Genomic DNA, 23100 nt, shown 5'->3' on the forward strand with positions numbered 1-23100 from the left:
CGTCAGCTCTCAGAGCGATCCGGGCGCAGCCCGCCGATGAAGAGCTGTTCCAGAAACCGCGCCGCATCCTCGAAGCGCCCCTCGCCGGAATGCTCCTGCCCGAGCACCGCACGCACCTGCACGTCGAAATCCGCGTAATGCTGCGTCGTCGACCAGATGGAGAAGATCAGGTGGTAGGGATCACATTTGGCGATCTTGCCTGATTTCGTCCAGGCGCGGATGACCTCCGCCTTCTCGTCGACCAGTTCCTTCAGCGGCCCCTTCAGCTCGTCCTCGATATGCGGCGCGCCCTGCAGCACCTCATTGGCGAAGAGCCGGCTTTCACGCGGAAAATCGCGGGCCATCTCCAGCTTGCGTCTGATGTAGCTGCGGATTTCCTCTTCCGGATTGCCCTCGGCGTCGAAGGCGCGCAACGGTTCCAGCCAGGTGTAGAGCACCCGGTCGATCAGCGCCCGATGCATCGCTTCCTTGGTGCGGAAATAATAGAGCAGGTTGGGTTTCGACATGCGGGCCACTTCGGCGATCTGGTCGATGGTCGAGCCGCGAAAGCCGCTTGCCGAAAACACGTCGAGCGCCGCTTCCAGGATCTGCTCTTCCTTCTCCTCCTGAATTCGCGTCCGCCTCAGGGTTTTCGCTGCTCTCGGTATGGTCACAGGCTGTCGTTTCCCCTTGAAATTCAACTTCTTCGCTCAAGTTTTGGCAGGAGGCGACCCTGCCGCATTCTTGAGCAACTGCCCGTATTTTTATCGGCAATTTTCGTGATTTTCGTCTTGAGCCCGGCGGTGGAAGTTGTAATGTTTACCAATCGGTCAAATTATCCGCCAGATGAAAAACAAAGGCAACTGGCGATTTTCCGGCGCTTGACAAAAGCAATAAGAGGCGCGTTGGAAGAGACCACGGGAACAGGCGGGCATGCCACTTCGCATGGCTGCCGCAAACAGGTGAGGGCTTGAAGAATGGTGGCAGCACCAGGCGAAAACATGCGCGTCAATGGCGACCGTCTCTGGGACAGTCTCATGGACATGGCGAAGATCGGCCCCGGCATTGCGGGCGGCAACAATCGCCAGACGCTGACGGATTCGGATGCCGAGGGCCGAAGCCTTTTCAAGACATGGTGCGACGAAGCGGGCCTCACCATGGGCATCGACCAGATGGGCACGATGTTCGCCACCCGCCCCGGCACCGATCCCGATGCCCTGCCCGTCTATGTCGGTTCGCATCTCGACACCCAGCCGACCGGCGGCAAATATGACGGCGTGCTCGGCGTGCTCTCAGCCCTCGAAGTCGTGCGCACCATGAACGATCTCGGCATCAAGACCAAACATCCCATTGTCGTCACCAATTGGACGAACGAGGAAGGCGCACGTTTTGCCCCTGCCATGCTGGCCTCAGGCGTCTTCGCCGGCGTGCACAGCCTCGACTTTGCCTATAATCGCAAGGATCCCGAGGGCAATCTCTTCGGCGACGAACTGAAACGCGTCGGCTGGCTCGGCGACGAAGAGGTCGGTGCCCGCAAGATGCACGCCTATTTCGAATATCACATCGAGCAGGGCCCGATCCTCGAGGCCGAAGACAAGCAGATCGGCGTCGTCACCCACTGTCAGGGCCTCTGGTGGCTGGAATTCACGCTGACCGGCAAGGAAGCCCATACCGGCTCGACGCCGATGAACATGCGCGTCAATGCCGGCCTTGCCATGGCGCGCATCCTGGAAATGGTGCAAGGTGTCGCGATGGGTGAGCAGCCGGGCGCCGTCGGCGGTGTCGGCCAGGTGTTCTTCTCGCCGAACTCCCGCAATGTGCTGCCCGGCAAAGCCGTTTTCACCGTCGACATCCGCTCGCCCGACAAGGCCAAGCTCGACCGCATGCGGGCAAAGATCGAGGCGGAAGCGCCAAAAATCTGCGATGCGCTGGGTGTCGGCTGTTCCGTCGAGGCGATCGGCCATTTCGCGCCTGTTACCTTCGACGAAAAGCTCGTCACCTCGGTTCGCTCCGCCGCCGAACGCCTCGGCTACACCCACATGAACCTCATCTCCGGCGCCGGCCACGACGCCTGCTGGGCGGCCAAGGTCGCGCCTGCGACCATGCTCATGTGCCCCTGCGTCGGCGGTCTGTCGCACAATGAAGCGGAAGAGATTTCCAAGGAATGGGCGACGGCGGGCGCCGATGTGCTGTTCCATGCGGTGGTGGAGACGGCGGAGATTGTGGTGTGATGGCGCCAGACCAGCCAGCAATCTATCTCAATGATGCTGACGCTTTTAAGTTCTATGACCAGCGAACCGCAGACGACCTTGCATGGGCCAATGCCAATGTGACGCCGGTGAACGAAGGTCCGTGGGGCGACGTCCCTGGCGTGCAGGTTTTCTATATTGGCATCAACCTAGCAGGCGAGCGGATCAGACTTCCGCAACTATCAAGCTTCTGGCTATATAAACCTACCGGTGTTCACCTGGCCGATTCAGATAACCGTGACCCACATGCACCCCATCAAACCTACTATCTGTCCGGGCCTGGGCCGGGCGTCGTTCGGATCGAACTCGGCCCTTCCATGCCTGGAATACTGATCGAACGCCCCAACGGCAGCCAACCCGTACAGTCAACTGGGCTCATCGATGGCAAGGATTTCTACTTTCGCGAAAGCGATGGCTTTTGGTCATTGTCAGTTGGCGGCGCCGACGTTGTTGACCAACCCGACTGGTATTATGAGGAAGAGCACGACGCGCCCGATGATTTGAGCGAAGAGGCCGTCTACGGCCTCATCGCCAAGGGCGCAACGCTCCTGCGAAGTGGCGCACCCACAATGGCAGTTGAGCAGTAACAGCAACAGACCGCAGGGAGAAGGAACAGCAGCCATGACCACAGTCATCAAAAACGGCACCATCGTCACTGCCGACCTGACCTACAAGGCTGACGTCAAGATCGACGGCGGCAAGATCGTCGAGATCGGCCCGAACCTCTCGGGCGACGAGACGCTGGATGCGACCGGCTGTTATGTCATGCCTGGTGGTATCGATCCGCACACCCATCTCGAAATGCCGTTCATGGGCACCTATTCCTCCGACGATTTCGAAAGTGGCACGCGGGCCGCCCTTTCCGGCGGCACCACCATGGTGGTCGATTTTGCCCTGCCCGCCCCCGGCCAGTCGCTGCTCGAAGCGCTGACCATGTGGGACAACAAGTCGACCCGGGCCAATTGTGACTATTCCTTCCACATGGCGGTCACCTGGTGGAGCGAGCAGGTCTTCAAGGAGATGGAGACTATCGTCCGCGACAAGGGCATCAACACCTTCAAGCACTTCATGGCTTACAAGGGCGCGCTGATGGTCGATGACGACGAGATGTTCGCCTCCTTCCAGCGCTGCGCCGAACTCGGCGCGCTGCCGCTGGTGCATGCCGAAAACGGCGACGTGGTCGCTTCGATGTCGGCAAAGCTGCTCGCCGAAGGCAATAACGGTCCCGAGGCGCATGCCTATTCCCGCCCCGCCGAGGTGGAGGGTGAGGCCACCAACCGCGCCATCATGATCGCCGACATGGCCGGCTGCCCGGTCTATATCGTGCATACCTCCTGCGAGCAGGCACACGAAGCGATCCGCCGAGCCCGCGCCAAGGGCATGCGTGTCTACGGCGAACCGCTGATCCAGCACCTGACGCTCGACGAGAGCGAATATTCCAATCCCGACTGGGATCACGCCGCCCGCCGCGTCATGTCGCCGCCGTTCCGCAACAAGCAGCATCAGGATAGCCTATGGGCCGGGCTTGCCTCCGGCTCGCTGCAGGTGGTTGCTACCGACCATTGCGCATTCACCACGGCGCAGAAGCGTTTCGGCGTCGGTGATTTCACCAAGATCCCGAACGGCACCGGCGGCCTCGAAGACCGCATGCCGATGCTCTGGACCCGCGGCGTCAATACCGGCCGGCTGACGATGAACGAGTTCGTCGCCGTCACCTCGACCAACATCGCCAAGATCCTCAACATCTATCCGACGAAGGGCGCGATCCTCGTCGGCGCCGATGCCGATATCGTCGTCTGGGATCCGAAGCGGTCGAAAACCATCTCGTCCAAGAGCCAGCAGTCGGCGATCGACTACAATGTCTTCGAAGGCAAGGAAGTGACCGGCTTGCCGCGCTACACGCTGACGCGCGGCGTCGTCGCTATCGAGGAAAGCACCATCAAGACCCAAGAGGGCCATGGTGAATTCGTCAGGCGCGAACCGGTGACGGCCGTCAGCAAGGCACTCTCCACCTGGAAGGAGATCACCGCCCCGCGCAAGGTGACGCGCAACGGCATTCCGGCGACCGGCGTTTGACGATGTTCTATGACGATACGGCCATCAACCGGAGAACGGCGCCTTCATGTCGATGACCTCATGCCGGCACCAGCGCATCCAACTCCGGCAGCAGCACGACGCTTTCCTGCTCGTTCGGATCGGTGCGGGCGATGATCGCCGTGCACGGCGTGCTGCTGAGGTTTGCCGGCATATGCGGCACGCCGGCCGGGATGTAGAAGAGTTCGCCGGCATGGACGATAACGTGCTGCTCGAGCCGGTCTCCGTACCAAGTATGGGCCTCGCCAGAGAGCATGTAGATCGCCGTCTCATGCGCCTCGTGCAGATGCGCCTTGGCGCGCACGCCGGGCGGGATCGTCAGCAGGTGCATGCAGATGCCCTTGGCGCCCACCGTCTCGGCCGCGATCCCTTGGAAATAGCTGAGCCCCTGCTTGCCGTCATAGGCATGGTTGGGCCGAACGATGTGGCAGGTGGGTTTTGATGTCGCGTCCATTCTCTTCCTCCATGAAATGCGCCGCCGGCAGGGCCTGCGGCGATGGTAACATGCAAACCGCCTCCCCGCGGCGAAAACAAGAACGGTCGCATTGATGCAAGCACCCTCCGTCGTATCCGCCAAGGATCTCTGTCTCACCTACCAGGCGAATGACGGCCCGGTGAGGGCTCTGAGCGATGTCAATCTCGATGTCCGCAAGGGCGATTTCGTCTCTTTCATCGGCCCGTCCGGCTGCGGCAAGACCACCTTCCTGCGTGTCATCGCCGATCTCGAAAAGAGCACTTCGGGCGAGATTTCGATCAACGGCATGACGCCGGAAGAAGCCCGCAAGGCCCGTGCCTACGGCTATGTCTTCCAGGCCCCGGCGCTCTATCCCTGGCGCACCATCGAAAACAACATCGCCCTGCCGTTGGAGATCATGGGTTATTCCAGCGCCGACCGGACGAGGCGCATCGCCGAGGCGCTCGATCTTGTCAGCCTCACCGGCTTCGAGAAGAAGTTCCCCTGGCAGCTTTCCGGCGGCATGCAGCAGCGCGCCTCGATCGCCCGCGCGCTGGCCTTCGACGCCGACCTGCTGCTGATGGACGAGCCCTTCGGCGCGTTGGACGAGATCGTCCGCGACCATCTGAACGAAGAACTGCTGAAACTCTGGGCCCGCACCAACAAGACGATCTGTTTCGTCACCCATTCCATCCCCGAGGCAGTCTACCTCTCGACCAAGATCGTGGTGATGTCGCCGCGCCCCGGCCGCGTCACCGACGTAATCGACTCGCCCCTGCCGGCCGAACGCCCACTCGACATCCGCGACACCCCCGAGTTTCTGGAGATCGCCCATCGTGTCCGCGAAGGGCTGAGGACGGGGCATAGCCATGAGGTTTAGGCGGTTGAGTTTGGAAGCACACAAATGGGGGCGGTCGCTGTGAAACCCGACACCTTCAAAAACAAGATCGTCCCCGTCACCACCATCCTGCTCGCTCTCATCGCCATCTGGTATGTCGCAGCCGTTCTGATGAACGCGCCGTTCCAGCGCGACATGGACAGCCGTGCCGGCGCCACACCGACGACGCTCGAGTTCATCGGCAAGACGCTGGCGCAGCCGAAGCCGATCTTGCCGGCGCCGCATCAGGTGGCGCAAAACGTCTATGAGAACACCGTCCTGCGCAGCCTTTCGAGCAATCGCAGCCTAATCTATCACAGCTGGGTGACGCTCTCCTCCACCCTGCTGGGCTTCGGTTTCGGCATGCTGCTCGGCATTCTTCTTGCGGTGCTGATCGTGCATAACCGCGCCATGGACCGCTCGCTGATGCCCTGGCTGGTAGCGAGCCAGACCATCCCGATCCTCGCCATCGCGCCGATGATCGTCATCATCTCCTACAATGTGCTGACCGGCGATAATGCGCTTGCGCATCTGTTAAACCTCGATTCCGACGCCTCCCGCCTCGTCTCCAAGGCGCTGATTTCGACCTACCTTTCCTTCTTTCCCGTCGCCGTCGGCATGGTGAAGGGCTTGCGGTCACCTGAGATCATGCATCTCGACCTGATGCGCACCTATTATGCGAGCCCCATGCAGACCTTCTGGAAGTTGCGGGTTCCGGCCTCGATCCCCTTCCTCTTCACCTCGATGAAGGTCGCAATCGCCGCCAGCCTCGTCGGCGCCATCGTCGGCGAGCTGCCGACAGGTGCGGTTGCCGGTATCGGCTCGAAGCTGCTGGCCGGTTCCTATTACAGCCAGACCATCGATATCTGGGCGGCTCTCGTCGCCGGGTCGCTGCTGGCGGGCATCCTGGTTGCGATCGTCGGCCTTGCGGCGAAGATCGTCGACCGTGCCATGGGCGGGAGGCCGGCATGAGACATTTGACCTTCTCCTGGCAGGGCGTGACCGCCCTCCTCTTCTGCATGGCAGCGCTTGTCACCCTGCCGCTTCTGGCCGAAGGTGCGGCGCAGCCCTTCACCGACGGCACGGCAAGCCTCGTCTTCACCATCGTCGTTGCGGCTGCCCTGCTGTCCTTTGCGCCGCAGCCGCCGGCCTACCGCGCCACCGTGCTGTTCATCGGCGCGCATGGCGCCGCCTGGATGCTGCTTTCCGCTCTCTCCGGCAATGAGGGCATGGCTACGCGGGCGTATTTCCTGCTGCTGTTTTCCTGCTGGCTGCTTGCCTGGCGATGCGTCACCGAGCTGTCGAAACTGCAGCCCGTCACTTCTTTCGGCAAATCGGCGCTCCAGCTGCTGATCCCGGCGATCTTCGGCGCCTGGATCCTCATCCTCTGGGAAGCCGCGACGCGCGGCGCCGGCATTCCCTTCATCATCCTGCCGCCGCCGAGCGCCATCGGTGCCCGTATCATGGCATCCCTGCCTATCCTCGGTGCCGATGTCAGGCAGACGATCTTCAAGGCGGTGCTGATCGGTTATATCGTCGGCTGCCTCAGTGGCTTTGTGGTTGCGGTGCTGGCTGACCGCATCACTTTCCTGCGCCGCGGTCTCCTGCCGATCGGCAACATGGTGTCGGCCTTGCCGATCATCGGCGTCGCACCGGTGATGGTTATGTGGTTCGGCTTCGACTGGCCGTCGAAAGCCGCCGTCGTCATCATCATGACCTTCTTCCCGATGCTGGTGAATACCGTCGCCGGCCTTGCCGCCTCCGGCAGCATGGAGCGCGACCTGATGCGCACCTACGCCTCGAGCGACTGGCAGACGCTGTTCAAGCTCAAGCTTCCGGCCGCCATGCCCTTCATTTTCAACGCACTGAAGATCAACTCGACGCTGGCGCTGATTGGTGCCATCGTTGCCGAATTCTTCGGGACGCCGATCGTCGGCATGGGTTTCCGCATCTCCACCGAGATCGGCCGTATGAATGTCGACATGGTTTGGGCGGAAATCGCTATCGCGGCGCTGGCCGGATCGATCTTTTATGGCATCATCGCCCTGACCGAACGGGCGGTGACGTTCTGGCATCCGTCTATCCGTGGTGGCTAGGCGCGCACGGGCTTCGCAAATGGGGTTCGGGCATAACTTCAGAGGGTAAGGATAAGAAAATGAAAAAGTTGATGGTTGCAATGATGGCGAGCGCGATGACGCTTGCCGCTGCCCAGGCGATGGCCGCCGACAAGGTGGTGCTGCAGCTGAAATGGGTCACGCAGAGCCAGTTCGGCGGTTATTACGTCGCCAAGGACAAGGGCTTCTATAAGGAAGAAGGCCTCGACGTCGATATCAAGCCGGGCGGCCCTGATATTGCCCCCGAGCAGGTGATCGCCGGCGGTGGCGCCGATGTCATCGTCGATTGGATGGGCGGCGCCCTGGTTGCCCGCGAAAAGGGCGTCCCGCTCGTCAACATCGCCCAGCCCTACCAGAAATCGGGCCTGGAAATGATTTGCCGCAAGGACGGCCCGGTCAAGACCGAAGCCGACTTCAAGGGCCACACGCTCGGCGTCTGGTTCTTCGGCAACGAATATCCCTTCTTCGCCTGGATGAACAAGCTGGGTCTGTCGACGGAAGGCGGCGCGAACGGCGTCACCGTGCTGAAGCAGAGCTTCGACGTGCAGCCACTCGTCCAGAAGCAGGCCGACTGCATCTCTGTGATGACCTACAATGAATACTGGCAGGCGATCGATGCCGGCTTCAAGCCGGAGGAACTGACGGTCTTCAACTATACCGAGATGGGCAACGACCTGTTGGAAGACGGCCTCTATGCGATGGAAGACAAGCTGAAGGACCCGGCCTTCAAGGAGAAGATGGTCAAGTTCGTCCGCGCCTCGATGAAGGGCTGGAAATATGCGACCGAAAACCCCGACGAAGCCGCCGAGATCGTGATGGACAATGGCGGTCAGGACGATAATCACCAGAAGCGGATGATGGGCGAAGTCGCCAAGCTGGTCGGTGACGGCTCAGGCAAGCTGGACGAAGCGCTCTATGCCCGCACCACAAAGGCGCTGCTCGATCAGAAGATCATCAACAAGGAGCCCTCGGGCGCCTGGACGCACGACATTACCGACGCCGCATCCAAGTAACCGCGGCAAACAATGCAAAAACGAAACGCGCGGGAGATCTCCGCGCGTTTCTTTTATCCGCCTGATAAAAAACGCCTTGCAACTGTCGCATTTGTCGGGCGTCAAACGTCATGGGGGAAGAAGCAGGATCAATCATCGTCATGTTCACATAACCCTACGGTGATTGATTCAGGTTTCGATGGTAATTATTATCGGCTCATGGGGAATTGTTTTCTGCCGGGCTTGCATATCGAGCAAATCGATACCAACTAAAAGCCGATTTGCCGGCGAGGGATGAAGACGGCAATGATGTGCGGATACCCCTGAGAATGCAGGAAAGGCAGTGGCCTGGTCGCGAGCTGAGTGGCAGACGCGCGAGTTCGGCTAAGCTTGTTACAAGATTGGACGAAGACGCATGGCACGCAAGCCGATTGAAATTCTAGGCGCCGCTACCCTTTTTGCAGCAGCTCTCGCTGCATCCACGGTATTTTCGCAGGAAAAGCCAGTCGAAAAACCGCAGCAGAATCTGCCGGCGATCGTCGTCACCAAGGCTGTGAATCGCACGCTCGTCGACCGTGTCATCGGCACGGGAACGATCAAGCCCGTCGAGGAAGTTTATATTCAACCACAGGTCGAAGGCCTGTCAATCCGCACGCTGAAAGCCGATGTCGGCGACAAGGTTCAGGCGGAAAGCACCTTGGCGACGCTCAACGACGACGCGCTGGTGCTGGAGAAGAGCCAGATGATGGCGACGAAAGCCAAGGGTGAGGCAAGCCTCGCCCAGCTGCGCGCCCAGCTCATCGAGGCGCAGGCCAATGCCGAACAGGCAAGACAGCAGCAGGCCCGCGCCCAGGAAATGGTCAAGAAGGGCACGGTTTCCACCGCCCAGGTCGAGCAGGCCGATGCGACGGCCGCCGCCGCCAATGCCCGCGTCGTCTCCGCCGAACAGGCGATCGAGGTCGCCGAGGCCGATCTCAAAGTCTTCGACAGCCAGATCGCCGATGCGGATTTGAAGCTGGCGCGCACCGATGTGAAGACGCCGGTGGCCGGCACGGTCTCGGCGAAGAACGCCAAGGTCGGCGCCATTGCCGCCGGCAACGGCGATCCGCTGTTCACCCTGATCCGCGACGGCGATGTCGAGCTTGTCGCGGAGGTCGCCGAAAGCGACATCGTCAGGGTCGCGGCCGGCCAGAAGGCGGCGATTTCGCTTTCCGGCAGCCGCGAGAAGCTTTCCGGCGCCGTGCGCTTGGTGTCGCCGACCGTCGATGCGGTCACCCGCCTCGGCCTCGTCCATATCTCTATCGACGACGACAGCAAGGCGCGCTCCGGCATGTATGGCAGCGCCGAGATCATCGTTCGCGAGACGGAGGGCGTATCGCTTCCGCTGACCGCCGTGCTCACTGGTAACGAAGGCTCGTCGGCCCGCAAGGTCGAGGATGGCGTGGTGAAATTCGCCAAGGTCGAGACCGGCATCCAGGACGGAGCCTATGTCGAGATCGTCGATGGATTGAAGAGCGGCGACGAGGTCGTGGCCAAGGCGGGCGCTTATGTCCGTGACGGCGACCACATCACGCCGGTGCGTGAACAGCCCCCGGCTTCCAACTAAAGAGACCATCCGATGAATTTTTCAGCCTGGTCCATTCGAAATCCGATCGCGCCGCTGCTGGCCTTCTGCCTGTTGATATTCATCGGCATGCAGTCCTTCAACAAGCTGCCGATCACGCGCTTCCCGAACATCGACGTTCCGCTTGTTTCGATCAGCGTGACGCAGAGCGGCGCGTCGCCCGCCGAACTCGAAATGCAGGTGACGAAGGAGATCGAAGACGCGATCGCCTCCATCACCGGCATCGACGAAATCCAGTCGACGGTGACCGACGGCAGCTCGCAGACCAACGTCATGTTCCGCATGGAAGTGCCGACGGAGCAGGCCGTGCAGGACGTCAAGGATGCGATCGACCGCATTCGCAGCGATCTGCCGGCGACCGCCGAGGCACCGATCGTCACCAAGGTCGATGTCGAGGGCCAGGCGATCCAGACCTTCGCCGTGTCCTCGCCCGACATGTCGCTGGAAGAACTCTCCTGGTTCGTCGACGATACGGTCAAGCGTGCGCTGCAGGGCCAGGCCGGCATCGGCCGCGTCGACCGTTACGGCGGCGCCGAGCGCGAAGTGCGCATCGAACTCACTCCCGGCAAGCTCGATGCCTATGGCATCACCGCGGCGAGCGTGAACGAGCAGCTGCGCGGCACAAACATCGACCTCGGCTCCGGCCGCGGCCAGGTGGCCGGCAGCGAACAGGCGATCCGCGTTCTCGGCGATGCCCGCAACGTCGCCGAGCTCGCCGACACGACGATTGCGCTGCCGAACGGCCGCTTTGTCAAGCTGTCCGATCTCGGTGTCATCAAGGACACCTATGAAGAGCCGAAATCCTTCTCGCGCTTCAATGATACGCCTGTTGTCACCTTCGGCGTCTTTCGCTCCAAGGGCGCCAGCGAAGTCAGCGTCGCCGAAACCGTCGCACAGAGCCTCGACAAGGTCCGCAGCGAAAACCCGAACGTGAAGATCGAACTGATCGACGATTCGGTTTATTTCACCTACGGCAACTACGAAGCCGCCATCCATACGCTGCTCGAAGGCGCGCTGCTCGCCGTCATCGTCGTCCTCCTGTTCCTGAGAAACTGGCGCGCGACGCTGATCTCGGCCATCGCCCTGCCACTGTCGGCGATCCCGACCTTCTGGGTCATGGACATGATGGGCTTCTCGCTGAACCTCGTCAGCTTCCTCGCCTTGACGCTCGCGACCGGCATCCTGGTCGACGACGCGATCGTCGAAATCGAGAACATCGCCCGCCACATCAAGATGGGCAAGACGCCCTATCGGGCGGCGATCGAGGCGGCGGATGAAATCGGCCTTGCCGTCATCGCCACCACCTTCACCATCATCGCCGTCTTCGTGCCGGTTTCCTTCATGCCGGGCATTCCCGGCCAGTATTTCATCCAGTTCGGCCTGACCGTCGCCTTCTCCGTCTTCTTCTCGCTGATGGTGGCACGCCTTATCACCCCGATGATGGCCGCCTATCTGATGCGTGCGGAAGACGGCGTCGACGATCATCACGACAATGACAGCCTGCTGATGAAGGGCTATACGCGCCTTGTCACCGGCACGACCCGTAAGTGGTATTGGCGTTATACGACCCTGATCGTAGCCTTCATCTTCACGGTAGGTTCGGTCATCTCGTTGTTCATGTTCGTGCCCGGCAGCTTCCTGCCGACGGAAGATGCTTCGCGCATCGTTCTCTCCGTCGAACTGCCGCCGAATGCACGGCTTGACGATACCGAGAAGACGACCGATGCGATCTATGACAGGGTCAAGGATATCAACGGCGTCGAAAGCGTCTTCGTCCTCGGCGGCGCATCGCCGAAGGGTGATCTCGAACTGCGCCGTGCGACCATCACGCTGGCGCTTGATAAGCTCGACCAATCGCTGATCAAGAAGATGGTCAATGACGGGCTCGGCGCCATCCCGGTCATCGGTCCGATGTTGCCGAAGGTGGAAGTCCACGGTCGTGAACGTCCGCAATGGGATATCGAAAAGGAAGTTTTCGCCAAGCTGCGCGACATTCCCGACGTCCATATCCTGAAACTCAATGACCGCGGTGAACGCGACCTCGCCTTCAACTTCCTCTCCAAGAACGAGAAGGACCTGAACGACGCCGTCGGCATTCTGGAATCCAAGCTCCGCGCCGATCCGCTGCTTGCCAATGTCAGCGCCGACGGCGCCCTGCCCCGTCCGGAACTGCAGGTCTATCCACGCAAGGATGAGGCCGCACGCCTCGGCATCACGCCGCAGCAGATCTCCGAGACGATCCGTGTCGCCACCATCGGTGATGTCGATGCGGCTCTTGCCAAGATCTCGCTCGACGATCGCCAGATCCCGATCCGGGTCCAGGCGGCGGTCGATATGCGCCGTGATCTCTCGGCCATCCGCGCATTGAAGATCCAGACAGCCAGCGGCGGCACCGTTCCGCTCGCTAGCGTCGCCAATATCGACTATTCCGAAGGCGTAAGTTCGATCAAGCGCAACAACCGCTACCGCGTCGTGGCGATCGGCTCCGACCTGCCGCAGGGCGTAGCGCTCGACACGGCTTCGGCCCGCTTCCGCGAGATCGTCAAGGCGGCCAATATCCCGGCCACGGTGCATCTTGCCGAAAGCGGCGATACCAAGGTGCAGAGCGAGATGCAGCAGAGCTTCGTCAACGCCATGTTGATGGGCCTCCTGCTGGTGCTGACAGTGCTGATCCTGCTCTTCAAGAACGTGATTCAGCCCTTCACCATCCTCTTCTCGCTGCCGCTCGCCATCGGCGGCGTCGCGGCGGCTCTGATCATCACCAGCAATCCGCTGTCGATGCCCGTGATGATCGGCATCCTGATGCTGATGGGTGTCGTCACCAAGAACGCTATCCTCCTCGTCGATTTCGCGATCGAGATGCGCCACCAGGGCATGGCTCGCGTCGAAGCCATGGTCGAAGCCGGCCGCAAGCGCGCCCGGCCGATCATCATGACCTCGATCGCCATGTCGGCGGGCATGCTGCCTTCCGCGCTGGGCGTCGGTGAAGGCGGTTCGTTCCGCGCGCCGATGGCGATCGCCGTGATCGGCGGCATCATCGTCTCGACGGTGCTCTCGCTCGTCGTCGTGCCGTCCTTCTTCCTGATCATGGACGATCTGTCCCGCCTGCTCGGCTGGATGTTCGGCCGCCTGGTCGGCAGGAAGGACGAGGAGGAACTGCCGCTGTCGCGCGAGGATCTCACCCGCGTCACCCGCGAGAACCGCGACGATATCGACTCGTTGGAGGAGCGGCTGACCGCGATCGAAAAGCCGGAAAGCAAGCGCAAGAACGCCAATGGCAAAGACACCAACGTGCTGCGGCTGCCGCCTTTCGCAGCAGAATAAGCAGAACGCAGAACATGAACGGGCCGGGAGCGATCTCCCGGCCCGTTTCATTTTGCCGTTCTCGCCGCTATCCGCAGCGTCGGTCTGCAGCGGCAAGTCTGCCCGTCAGAGCCCGCCCAGCTCCCTGAGAAAGCTGACAATCGAGCTGACGCCGTCGCCGCGCTTCATGTCGGAGAAGACGAAGGGGCGGCTTGCGCGCATGCGCGTCGCATCCCGGTCCATCACCTCGAGATCGGCGCCCACATAGGGCGCCAGATCCTTCTTGTTGATGACGAGAAGATCCGAGCGGGTGATGCCGGGCCCGCCCTTGCGAGGGATTTCCTCGCCCTGGCAGACGGAGATGACATAGATGGTGATATCGGCAAGATCGGGCGAAAAGGTCGCTGCCAGATTGTCGCCGCCGGACTCGATGAAGACCACGTCGAGATCGGGAATCCGCTGGTTGAGGCCGGCAATCGCCTGAAGATTGATCGTTGCATCCTCGCGAATGGCGGTGTGCGGACAGCCGCCAGTTTCGACACCGACGATCCGGTCCGAAGGCAATGCCTGCATGCGCACCAGCGCCTCGGCATCCTCGGTCGTGTAGATGTCATTGGTAACGACAGCGACGGAATAGTTGTCGCGCATCGCCTTGCAGAGCTTTTCGGTCAGCGCCGTCTTGCCCGAGCCGACCGGCCCGCCGATGCCGACGCGCAGAGGTCCGTTTCTAGATTTCATATGCCTTACTCCAATCGAACCCGATGATAGCGACGCCGAGGGCGCACGCCACCGTCAAATGACGCAGATGGTCGGATAATTTACGCCATCACGAACGGAACAGCCGCGTCGCCTGCGTCTCATGCCGCAGGCCGGCAATATCGGCCTGCACCGTCGCCGAGCCGAGATCGTCGAGCGTCGAGGCCGCTGCCCGCCGCGCGACCTCCGTGATGCACTCTTCGAGACCGGCAAGCACGGCAACACCGTCCCTCTGGCCGGTCACGCCGAGGCGGATGCCTGAGGAAACCGCCTGCGAGGCATAGGCATGCAGGAAGACGGCGAGCGCCTTCTCAGGCCCGATGCCGTGCGCGCCAGTGACCGCCCCGACCGCGACGGGATAGGCCGCCTTGTCAGGCAGTCTTTCGAACACGCCATCAGGCCAGGCGCGTGCCGCCGTCAGGAAGGCGTCGCCGAGCAGCATGGTTTCCTGATGGCGCTCGCGCGATCCGGCAAGCGCCTCCGCAAGCGCGGCAATCTCGACAAGGCGTGCGGGCTCTGCCTGCCACCTGTGGCTTTCGGCCAAAAGCACCGCATCGTTCCAAACCGAACCATAGCCGATCAGCGTGCCGATCCAAGCCGCCAGCGAGACGGCATCGGTGACCAGCCCGTCCGCCACCGCCCGCTCCAGCCCGCCCGAATAGGCAAAGCTGCCGACCGGAAAGGCCGGCGAGAGCCATGCCGTCAGACGCAGCAATGCCTGCAGCTCACGATCTCCCGTCATCGAGCCTCAGTCGTGCTTATGGTCGTGATGATGTCCGTGGTCATGGTCATGGTCGTGATCACATCCCGGCCCATGCACATGGTCGTGGCCGTGATCATGTTTGTGCTCATGCCCGTGGTCATGCGCCGCATGACCCTGATCGTGCGAATGCGCGCCATGGGAATGATAGGCGCCGCGCGCCGGCTGGAAGGGTTCGTCGATGTCGAGGACGGTGGCGCCGAGCCCCTGCAGCATGCTGCGAATGACGTGGTCGCGCAGGATGACGATACGGTCTTCCTCGATCTGGGCCGCGAGATGGCGGTTGCCGAGATGCCAGGCAAGCTCGACCAGATGCGTGCGGTCATGGCCGCGAATTTCAAACAGTTTCTCATCGGCCGCGAGAATCTCGATCAGTTCGCCGTCGTCGCGCACCAGCAGGTCGCCATTGGCAAAAAGCACCGGGTCCTTGAGATCGAGCATGACCATCTCGCCATTTTCCAGATGCAGCAGCTTGCGGCGCAGATGGCGCAGATCGTGCGGCAGCTTGACCTGGGCGGTCGGATGGGAGGACGGGGTTCCGGCGGGAAGATAGGAGGTAACGCGCTGCATGATATGTCCGTTTTGCTGAGGCGACCATGCAAAATAGCCTTTCCCGATGCAAGCACCAATGGCCTTTGTGCTCGCTTCGGGCTTTTATATTCCGTAAGCCTGCATCACGTTGTCGCTCTCAACTCCCCTGCCCCTGGCCTCGAGGCCATTATCGGCGAGCCCGTGCCAGGCATGATGCAGGCCTTCCCGCTCATGTACGACCCGATTGCGCCCGAGCGCCTTGGCGAGATAAAGCGCCCGGTCTGCCGACGCATAGACCGCCTGCTTGTTGCGCCCGGCGGCGAGATCGGCGACACCGCCGGAAACGGTGATGCGGATATCATGCCCCTCGGCTGCGATGGCGCCGCCTGCGATCCGGGCCCGGACACCTTCGATGCGTTCCATCCGCGCCTCCAGCGGCTCGCCGGAGATGATGACGCCGAACTCCTCCCCGCCCAGCCTTGCGACGACGGACATTTCATCGAAGGCGGATATGAGCATGGCCGAGACCGCGGTGATGACGGCATCGCCGCAGCCATGGCCGAAGCGATCGTTGATCGCCTTGAAGCGGTCGACATCGAAAATAACAAGCGAGGCGTCGCCTTCGGTGTTTTCGAGCGCCTCTGTAAAAGCGCGGCGGTTCAACAGTCCGGAAAGCGTGTCCGTTCGGCTGAGCTTTTCGAACTCCGCCCGCGACAGCGTCAGTTCGTGCAGGGCAAAACCAGCGGCCAGCGACAGCATGCCGGAAACCGTGCCGCCGACGAGCCAGGAAAAAATGACGCCGAAGCCGATCGCGTGCGAGAGCGTCACCGGCAGCAGCCCGAGAAAACCGAGCGGCGGTATTGTCACCGCCATGATGACGCCGGAGAGAAGAACCGTCAAAAAGCTCATCTTCAATGCAAAGACATAGACGTTCCCACGATATTGGAAATTGCCGAAATCGGCCTGCAGCGACATCCAGTTTCTCATGAGAATCGACCTTCCTGCCCGGCGTTTCACGGCATTGATAGGAGCCCAATTGCTGCGGGTGTCTTAATCGACTCGTTAAAATTCGAGCGGTTTTGGAGCTTTCGGTGGACAGATTTTTTCTAGCAGGAGATGCAGCCTTCCAATCCCTGAATCGGACAGTGCGGTGAGACAGTTAGACGATTGATTTAAAACAGCTTTATAAGCCTGGACGACGGCACTGTTCCAGAATGGTCTAGCTGAGAAAAATACCGGCTTTTCCACCGATTTTTACAACCGAACGGAGAGCATGATACACAATTCACTTTAACAGCGGATCGCCCAGCGACTGCTTCAATTGTAGACACCGAGAGACAATCGCAATGATTGTGGAAGCGGGTTCCATAAGCCGGTCTGAAGCCCCGCCGAGCGGAGCGCGGCAGCCGTCCAGGTGTTGCAGCCGAAGAGGGCGTTGAAATATCCCTTAGCCTCGAAGAACCGGTCGATCTCGCCGTAACCCGCATCCGGGATTGGCGCCACCACGCTCGCGTCGCGAACGAAGCTGTCCGAGATGAAATCGCGCAGCCGCGCCATTTGATCGTCGCCGATATCGAACGCCGCAACGGCGGGCTGCGGCTCGGTAATGTGACCGGCAAGGTCGACATGCAGCACCGAACGGTCGATCGTCAGCGCCCGCAGCACGGGCAGTGGCTTCAGCTCCGACCAGCTCGGGGTTTCCAGATAGAAGGCGCGGCCGCCCCAGCCGATGATGAGCCATTCCGCATCCGGATGGCCGAGCGGAAAACCGGTCTCGGCGAGAAAGGAAAAGGCAGCCCGCGTCTCCTCGTCGAGCGGAATAGCAATATCGGTATGGATCGGTCCGGACAGCAGCAAAATCCGATGCGTCGCCGCCGCAGACCACGCCTCGACGGGGGCAATCAGCGGCCGGGGAATGAAGGTTCCGCAGGCCGCCAGAAACACGAGCAGGAATACGGCCCGCAACAGCCAGCGGATGCCTGTTTTCATCAGAGCAGTCCTTCGCATCGGAGACGTGCGCCTAAAACAGGAAATAGCGCTGCGCCATCGGCAGCACCGTCGCCGGCTCGCAGGTCAGCAATTCGCCGTTTGCCCTGACCTCATAGGTCTCCGGATCCACCTCGATCTCCGGTGTCAAGTCGTTGTGGATCATCGAGGCCTTGGAGATGCCGCCGCGGGTATTCTTCACCGCCACGAGTTGCTTGGCGACGCCGAGCCGGCCCTTCAGGCCTGCATCGAGCGAGGCCTGACTGACGAAGGTCACGGAGGAATTGGTGAGGCTCCGGCCGTAGGAGGCGAACATCGGCCGGTAATGCACCGGCTGCGGCGTCGGGATCGAAGCGTTCGGATCGCCCATCGGCGCAGCGGCGATCGAGCCGCCGAGCAGCACCATGTCGGGCTTCACCCCGAAGAAGGCCGGGTTCCAGAGCACGAGATCGGCGCGCTTGCCGACTTCGACGGAGCCGATCTCGTGGCTGAGGCCATGGGCGATCGCCGGATTGATCGTATATTTGGCGATATAGCGGCGGACGCGGAAATTGTCGTTGTCGCCGTTTTCCTCCTTCAGACGACCGCGCTGGCGCTTCATCTTGTCGGCCGTCTGCCAGGTGCGGATCGCCACTTCGCCGACGCGGCCCATGGCCTGGCTGTCGGACGAAATGATCGAGAAGGCGCCGATGTCGTGCAATATATCTTCGGCGGCGATAGTCTCCTTGCGGATGCGGCTTTCGGCAAAGGCGATATCCTCGGGGATCGACGGCGACAGGTGATGGCAGACCATCAGCATGTCGAGATGCTCGGCAATGGTATTGACCGTATAGGGCCGGGTCGGATTGGTGGACGAGGGAATGACGTTCGGCTGGCCGCAGATCTTGATGATATCGGGCGCGTGGCCGCCGCCTGCCCCTTCCGTGTGAAAAGCATGAATGGTGCGGCCCTTGATGGCGCCGATCGTATCCTCGACGAAGCCGCTTTCGTTCAGCGTATCGGTGTGGATCATCACCTGCACGTCATATTCGTCGGCGACCGACAGGCAGCAGTCGATGGCGCCAGGCGTCGTGCCCCAATCCTCGTGCAGCTTCAGCGAGGTGGCGCCGGCCAGCACCATTTCGGTCAGTGCCCCCGGCAGCGAGGCATTGCCCTTGCCGGCAAAGGCGAGGTTCATCGGGAAGGCGTCGGCCGCTTCGATCATGCGAGCGAGATGCCAGGGACCGGGCGTGCAGGTGGTCGCGAGCGTGCCGTGCGCCGGCCCCGTGCCGCCGCCGAGCATGCAGGTCATGCCCGACATCAGCGCTTCCTCGATCTGCTGCGGCGCGATGAAGTGGATATGGCTGTCCATGCCGCCGGCGGTGACGATCTTGCCTTCGGCGGCGATCGCCTCCGTGCCCGGGCCGACCATGATATTGACGCCGGGCTGCATATCGGGATTGCCCGCCTTGCCGATTGCGACGATGCGCCCGTCCTTCAGCCCGATATCGGCCTTGTAGACGCCGGAGTGATCGACGATCACCGCATTGGTGATGACGGTATCGACCGCGCCGTCCGCCCGCGTCACCTGGCTCTGGCCCATGCCGTCGCGGATCACCTTGCCGCCGCCGAACTTCACCTCCTCGCCATAGGTGGTGAAATCCTTCTCGATCTCGATGAAGAGCTCAGTATCGGCAAGGCGCACCTTGTCGCCGGTCGTCGGTCCGAACATGCCGGCATAGGCAGCGCGCGAGATCTTATAGGGCATCCGTCAGGCTCCGTGGGAGGAAGAGACTAGTGAGTTTCCGCCAAGCCGCGTGAGGCGGCCGGCGGCAATATAATGATCGACGAGCTGTCGTTCGGCCGCAAACGGGTGCCATTCCCAGCCGACGTGGCCGAAGCCGGCCAGCATCACCTCGGCCCCGGCATGTTTGTTCAGCACCTCGGCAATGACGATCAAGCCGCTGCTCGGCACGACATAGGGTGCCGGCGCAAAGGCCGATAGCGCGGCATCGACGGCGTCATGGACCGACTTGCCGATGACGATATGTCTCTTGCCCGTCGCCGCGCAGAAGGCAGTGAATTCATCGGTATAATCGTCGCAGAAATCGTCGAGTTCCGGATGCGAGACGGCAAGCGGCGCCCGCATCGCGGCGAATTTTTCCGGGTCGCGCACGCTCCAGATTTCGTGAGCCGAAACGACGCCGGGATGGGCACGCCATTGCGGCGAACCAAGCATCGCCTTTGCCGGCCGGCCGGTATTGCAGACCGCAACGGCATCCGTCCTGCCGCCGCCGGCCCCATAGGAACGGCAATCGTTGAAGCGGATGACGAAATCAGCGGCATCGATCACGCCAGCTTCCGCCTCTGCGACCTCGCCATTGCCGACGATTGCGATTTTCCTGATCACCTTAATTGCTCATCGTGTCTTCGAGCTCTTTCAGCTCTTCCGTGCGTTTGTCGGTGATGTTGGCGAGGCAGCCGGCGACCAGCATCGGCTCCATCGTGCCGCCGCGGGCCTGAAAGCCGAAGGCATCGCACTCGGCATCGCGATAATCGATCCAGGCGCGCTGCGCCTTGACCAGCGCCTGCTCCGCGCCCTTCATGTCGCCGTCGAGATCCTTGTCGACCGCCGCCAGAGCGGCGCGGGTCTTCTTGTATTGCACATTCAGAGCCTTGTCGGCGGTGTCGTGGCGCGCCGCCTCGCAAGAGGTCATGTCCGATTGTGTCTTGGGGTTCTGGCAATCGACATCCTGAGCGGAAGCGCTACCCGCCGAAAGCAGCATCGCCGCCCCGATGAGGCAGATGTTCAAACGCATGCGTCCCTCCCGTTAAAGCTTGCCCATCACCAGCTGACGGAAGCCATAAACTTCGCGCTTGCCGGAAAGGGGGATCAGCGTCACCGAACGCGTCTGTCCCGGCTCGAAGCGTACCGCCGTTCCCGCCGGGATATCGAGCCGCTTGCCATGCGCCGCCGCGCGGTCGAAGGAAAGCCCGGCATTGGTCTCGGCGAAATGATAGTGGCTGCCGACCTGCACCGGCCGATCACCGGTATTGGAAACCTCCAGCGTCACGGTCGGCGCGCCGGCATTCAGTTCGATGTCGCCGCTTGCGGCAATGATCTCGCCCGGAATCATCTTATCTCCTTAAGCCGCCTTGGGCGCGCAGCCCTCGGCCTTCAGCACACGTTTCGTCGATGCCGGATTTTTGGCAAGCATCGCTGCCGGCCGGATGGGTCTCGGGACGAGATTGCCGCCGCAATTCGGGCAGACGCCCTTCAGCACTTCGTCGACGCAGTCGGCACAGAAGGTGCATTCATAGGTGCATATCCGTGCCTCCGCGCTTTCCGGCGGCAAATCCTTGTCGCAGCATTCGCAGTTGGGCCTGAGCTCGAGCATATCGGTCTCCCTACCGGATCGGTTCGTGCACGGTGACGAGTTTGGTTCCATCCGGAAACGTCGCCTCGACCTGCACGTCATGGATCATCTCGGCAATCCCCTCCATCACCTGATCGCGGCCGATCACATGGGCGCCGGCCTCCATCAACTCGGCGACCGGGCGGCCGTCGCGGGCGCCTTCGACGACGAAGTCGCTGATCAGCGCGATCGCTTCCGGGTAGTTCAGCTTGACACCGCGCTCCAGCCGCCGCCGGGCCACCATCGCCGCCATGGATATCAGCAGCTTGTCTTTTTCTCTCGGAGTGAGGTTCATCTTCTACCTGCTTATTGAGTTCATAGATTCCAGACTTTCGGCACGGGCGCACCATTGCGCAAGGCGGAAATGACCGGGATCAGGATTTTTCTCAGCGAAAAGCCGTCGGCTGCCGCAAGGCGGACGACGAGCTTGCCGTCCCAGGCGCTCTCACCGCCCATCGCGCCTTCGACGAGCAGCCGCACCTTGCCGAGATAGGCTTCCGAAAGCGGCCCGGCATAAAGCAGCGTCGCAAAAGCCACCTGCCCGCCGAGCACCGCCTGGCGCGCTGCCAGCGCCGCCACCCCTTCCGAAAGCCTCAGTTCTTCCGCATGGATCAGCCGACCTGAGCGGCGGATGCGCCAGCGGTCGCGGAAAAGCCCGGTCATCACCGTCTCGCCCATCGCCTTGCGGCCAAGCAGTATGGCTTCGACGGCCAGAAATTCGGCGCTCTCGTCGAGATCGACATCCAGGCGGCGAAAAAGTGCGGAACGATCGAAGAGGATCGTTTCCTGCGGCAGCCAGTCGACGCGGGCTTGGGTTCCGACCTTGATGCTGGTCGTCACCTCGGCCGTGCCGGCAGAGGCCTTATAGATCTTCTCGCAGGCCTGGGTGGTGACGTCGATGCGCGTGCCCGCTCCGGCCTCAATGCTCCAATCTATCCGATCGCCGCCGGTCAGTCCACCAGCGGTGTTGATGATGACGGCTTCCATCGAGGCATCGAATGTATCCGGCAGGCGGATCTTCGCCGCGCCCTCCTGGTAGAGCTCGCGCAGACGCGTGCGACCGTCGAACAGCTTTGCCGCCAGATGCCCGCGTCCTTCCGCTCTTTGCGGTCGCGTGCCTGCCGCCGCAATCATCATAACGTCCCTTTCGGTCGCGCCACCGGTTCGCCTGATCGCGCGGGTTACGGAAAGCAAGCAATTCCCGTGCCGTCCAAGGATACGCGCAACGGGCCTGGCAGATTTGAAAGGCGCTGCGTCACCTGCCGAAAAATGCAGCATTTGCCGATCAGACGGTCAGATGGCGGCGGGCCTCCGGCGTATCCAGCGTTTCGGCAAGACCCTGATGGACGATCTCGCCGCGATCCATGATGTAGACGTAGTCGGCAAGCTCCCGGCAGAAGTCGAGATATTGTTCGACCAGCAGGATCGCCATGCCGGTGAAATCGCGGAGATAACGGATCGCCCGGCCGATATCCTTGATGATCGACGGCTGAATGCCCTCGGTCGGCTCGTCGAGCACGAGAATCCGAGGCCGCGTCACCATGGCGCGACCGATGGCAAGCTGCTGCTGCTGGCCGCCGGAAAGATCGCCGCCGCGGCGCGACAGCATCGACTTCAGCACCGGGAAGAGACTGAAGATGTCGTCGGGGATATTCCGGTCGCGACGGCCGAGTGGGGCAAAGCCGGTTTCGAGATTTTCCTTGACCGTCAGCAGCGGGAAAATTTCCCGCCCCTGCGGCACATAGCCGATGCCCTGCTTGGCGCGGGCAAAGGGCGGCAGGCCGTTCAGCCGGGTATCGTTGAAGGTGACGGTGCCGGCCGACAGCGGATGCTGGCCGGTCACGGCACGCAGAAGCGAACTCTTGCCGACGCCGTTGCGCCCCAGCACGCAGGTGATCTTGCCCATCTCCGCCTTGACGGAGACGCCGCGCAGCGCCTGCGCTGCGCCATAGTGCAGATTTGCGTTTTCGACTGTCAGCATCCGTT

At 61.8% G+C, this 23100-nt stretch carries 24 protein-coding genes; 9 read left to right on the forward strand and 15 right to left on the reverse strand.

The window, feature by feature from the left end; all coding sequences use genetic code 11:
* Window positions 1–2: 2 nt before the first annotated feature.
* Complete coding sequence (locus tag CO657_RS15565; RefSeq protein ID WP_054182884.1) at window positions 3–680, reverse strand: TetR family transcriptional regulator C-terminal domain-containing protein; 678 nt, start codon at window positions 678–680, stop codon at window positions 3–5.
* Between the two features lie 276 nt (window positions 681–956).
* Between CO657_RS15565 and CO657_RS15570 the strand changes: the two genes are divergently transcribed.
* From CO657_RS15570 to hydA, 3 genes are read left to right on the forward strand one after another with little or no spacing between them, the layout of a single operon-like run.
* A complete protein-coding gene (locus tag CO657_RS15570) occupies window positions 957–2210 on the forward strand; it encodes a Zn-dependent hydrolase (protein ID WP_054182885.1) in 1254 nt (417 codons plus the stop codon).
* Window positions 2210–2815 (forward strand): hypothetical protein, encoded by a 606-nt coding sequence (locus tag CO657_RS15575; protein ID WP_054182886.1) that lies wholly within the window; start codon window positions 2210–2212, stop codon window positions 2813–2815. The genes CO657_RS15570 and CO657_RS15575 overlap by 1 nt, the downstream gene beginning before the upstream one ends.
* A 34-nt stretch (window positions 2816–2849) precedes the next feature.
* Entirely contained in the window at window positions 2850–4304 is a 1455-nt protein-coding gene (hydA, locus tag CO657_RS15580; protein WP_054182887.1) for a dihydropyrimidinase, read from the forward strand.
* A gap of 58 nt (window positions 4305–4362) precedes the next feature.
* Here the strand turns inward: hydA and CO657_RS15585 are convergent, their stop codons facing one another.
* Window positions 4363–4776, reverse strand: a complete 414-nt coding sequence (locus CO657_RS15585) for a cupin domain-containing protein (RefSeq protein ID WP_012558715.1) — start codon at window positions 4774–4776, stop codon at window positions 4363–4365.
* Window positions 4777–4870: 94 nt separating this feature from the next.
* Here CO657_RS15585 and CO657_RS15590 point away from each other — a divergent pair, with 94 nt between their 5' ends.
* The 6 genes from CO657_RS15590 (at window position 4871) to CO657_RS15615 (ending at window position 13707) form a co-directional block, all read left to right on the forward strand.
* The gene (locus CO657_RS15590) at window positions 4871–5656 is read left to right on the forward strand and encodes an ABC transporter ATP-binding protein (RefSeq protein WP_012558716.1); all 786 of its coding nucleotides are present in this window, start codon (window positions 4871–4873) and stop codon (window positions 5654–5656) included.
* A 39-nt stretch (window positions 5657–5695) separates the two neighbouring features.
* Window positions 5696–6625, forward strand: a complete 930-nt coding sequence (locus CO657_RS15595; RefSeq protein ID WP_054182969.1) for an ABC transporter permease — start codon at window positions 5696–5698, stop codon at window positions 6623–6625.
* Window positions 6622–7749, forward strand: coding sequence for an ABC transporter permease (locus CO657_RS15600; protein ID WP_054182888.1), 1128 nt, complete (start codon window positions 6622–6624; stop codon window positions 7747–7749). Before CO657_RS15595 ends, CO657_RS15600 begins: the two co-directional genes overlap by 4 nt.
* 59 nt (window positions 7750–7808) lie before the next feature.
* The gene (locus tag CO657_RS15605; protein WP_054182889.1) at window positions 7809–8780 is read left to right on the forward strand and encodes an ABC transporter substrate-binding protein; all 972 of its coding nucleotides are present in this window, start codon (window positions 7809–7811) and stop codon (window positions 8778–8780) included.
* Between the two features lie 394 nt (window positions 8781–9174).
* On the forward strand, window positions 9175–10365 hold the full coding sequence (locus CO657_RS15610) for an efflux RND transporter periplasmic adaptor subunit (protein WP_054182890.1): 1191 nt from the start codon (window positions 9175–9177) through the stop codon (window positions 10363–10365).
* Between the two features lie 12 nt (window positions 10366–10377).
* Window positions 10378–13707, forward strand: a complete 3330-nt coding sequence (locus CO657_RS15615; protein ID WP_054182891.1) for an efflux RND transporter permease subunit — start codon at window positions 10378–10380, stop codon at window positions 13705–13707.
* A gap of 105 nt (window positions 13708–13812) precedes the next feature.
* On the opposite strand, the gene ureG is transcribed toward CO657_RS15615, so the two are convergent.
* The 13 genes from ureG to urtE all read right to left on the reverse strand — a co-directional run bounded on the left by ureG (window position 13813) and on the right by urtE (window position 23095).
* The gene (gene ureG / locus CO657_RS15620) at window positions 13813–14424 is read right to left on the reverse strand and encodes an urease accessory protein UreG (protein ID WP_054182892.1); all 612 of its coding nucleotides are present in this window, start codon (window positions 14422–14424) and stop codon (window positions 13813–13815) included.
* A gap of 88 nt (window positions 14425–14512) precedes the next feature.
* On the reverse strand, window positions 14513–15184 hold the full coding sequence (locus CO657_RS15625; protein ID WP_054182893.1) for an urease accessory protein UreF: 672 nt from the start codon (window positions 15182–15184) through the stop codon (window positions 14513–14515).
* 6 nt (window positions 15185–15190) lie between these two features.
* On the reverse strand, window positions 15191–15772 hold the full coding sequence (gene ureE / locus CO657_RS15630; protein WP_054182894.1) for an urease accessory protein UreE: 582 nt from the start codon (window positions 15770–15772) through the stop codon (window positions 15191–15193).
* An 84-nt stretch (window positions 15773–15856) separates the two neighbouring features.
* Window positions 15857–16720 carry a GGDEF domain-containing protein gene (locus tag CO657_RS15635; protein WP_003590577.1) on the reverse strand — a complete coding sequence of 288 codons (864 nt, stop codon included), beginning with the start codon at window positions 16718–16720 and terminating at the stop codon, window positions 15857–15859.
* Between the two features lie 330 nt (window positions 16721–17050).
* Window positions 17051–17722, reverse strand: a complete 672-nt coding sequence (locus CO657_RS15640) for a TIGR02117 family protein (RefSeq protein ID WP_054182895.1) — start codon at window positions 17720–17722, stop codon at window positions 17051–17053.
* Window positions 17723–17753: 31 nt separating this feature from the next.
* On the reverse strand, window positions 17754–19466 hold the full coding sequence (gene ureC / locus CO657_RS15645; protein WP_054182896.1) for an urease subunit alpha: 1713 nt from the start codon (window positions 19464–19466) through the stop codon (window positions 17754–17756).
* 3 nt (window positions 19467–19469) lie between these two features.
* Entirely contained in the window at window positions 19470–20108 is a 639-nt protein-coding gene (locus CO657_RS15650) for a hypothetical protein (RefSeq protein WP_054182897.1), read from the reverse strand.
* A 1-nt stretch (window position 20109) separates the two neighbouring features.
* Complete coding sequence (locus CO657_RS15655; protein WP_054182898.1) at window positions 20110–20517, reverse strand: lysozyme inhibitor LprI family protein; 408 nt, start codon at window positions 20515–20517, stop codon at window positions 20110–20112.
* Window positions 20518–20529: 12 nt separating this feature from the next.
* Entirely contained in the window at window positions 20530–20835 is a 306-nt protein-coding gene (locus tag CO657_RS15660; protein ID WP_003542314.1) for an urease subunit beta, read from the reverse strand.
* A 9-nt stretch (window positions 20836–20844) separates the two neighbouring features.
* The gene (locus CO657_RS15665) at window positions 20845–21096 is read right to left on the reverse strand and encodes a DUF1272 domain-containing protein (RefSeq protein WP_054182899.1); all 252 of its coding nucleotides are present in this window, start codon (window positions 21094–21096) and stop codon (window positions 20845–20847) included.
* A 10-nt stretch (window positions 21097–21106) separates the two neighbouring features.
* A complete protein-coding gene (locus tag CO657_RS15670) occupies window positions 21107–21409 on the reverse strand; it encodes an urease subunit gamma (RefSeq protein WP_003561955.1) in 303 nt (100 codons plus the stop codon).
* Between the two features lie 20 nt (window positions 21410–21429).
* Complete coding sequence (locus tag CO657_RS15675) at window positions 21430–22251, reverse strand: urease accessory protein UreD (RefSeq protein WP_054182900.1); 822 nt, start codon at window positions 22249–22251, stop codon at window positions 21430–21432.
* Between the two features lie 148 nt (window positions 22252–22399).
* Window positions 22400–23095, reverse strand: a complete 696-nt coding sequence (gene urtE / locus CO657_RS15680; RefSeq protein ID WP_054182970.1) for an urea ABC transporter ATP-binding subunit UrtE — start codon at window positions 23093–23095, stop codon at window positions 22400–22402.
* Between the last annotated feature and the right edge of the window lie 5 nt (window positions 23096–23100).

This window comes from Rhizobium acidisoli, assembly GCF_002531755.2.
Lineage (GTDB): Bacteria > Pseudomonadota > Alphaproteobacteria > Rhizobiales > Rhizobiaceae > Rhizobium > Rhizobium acidisoli.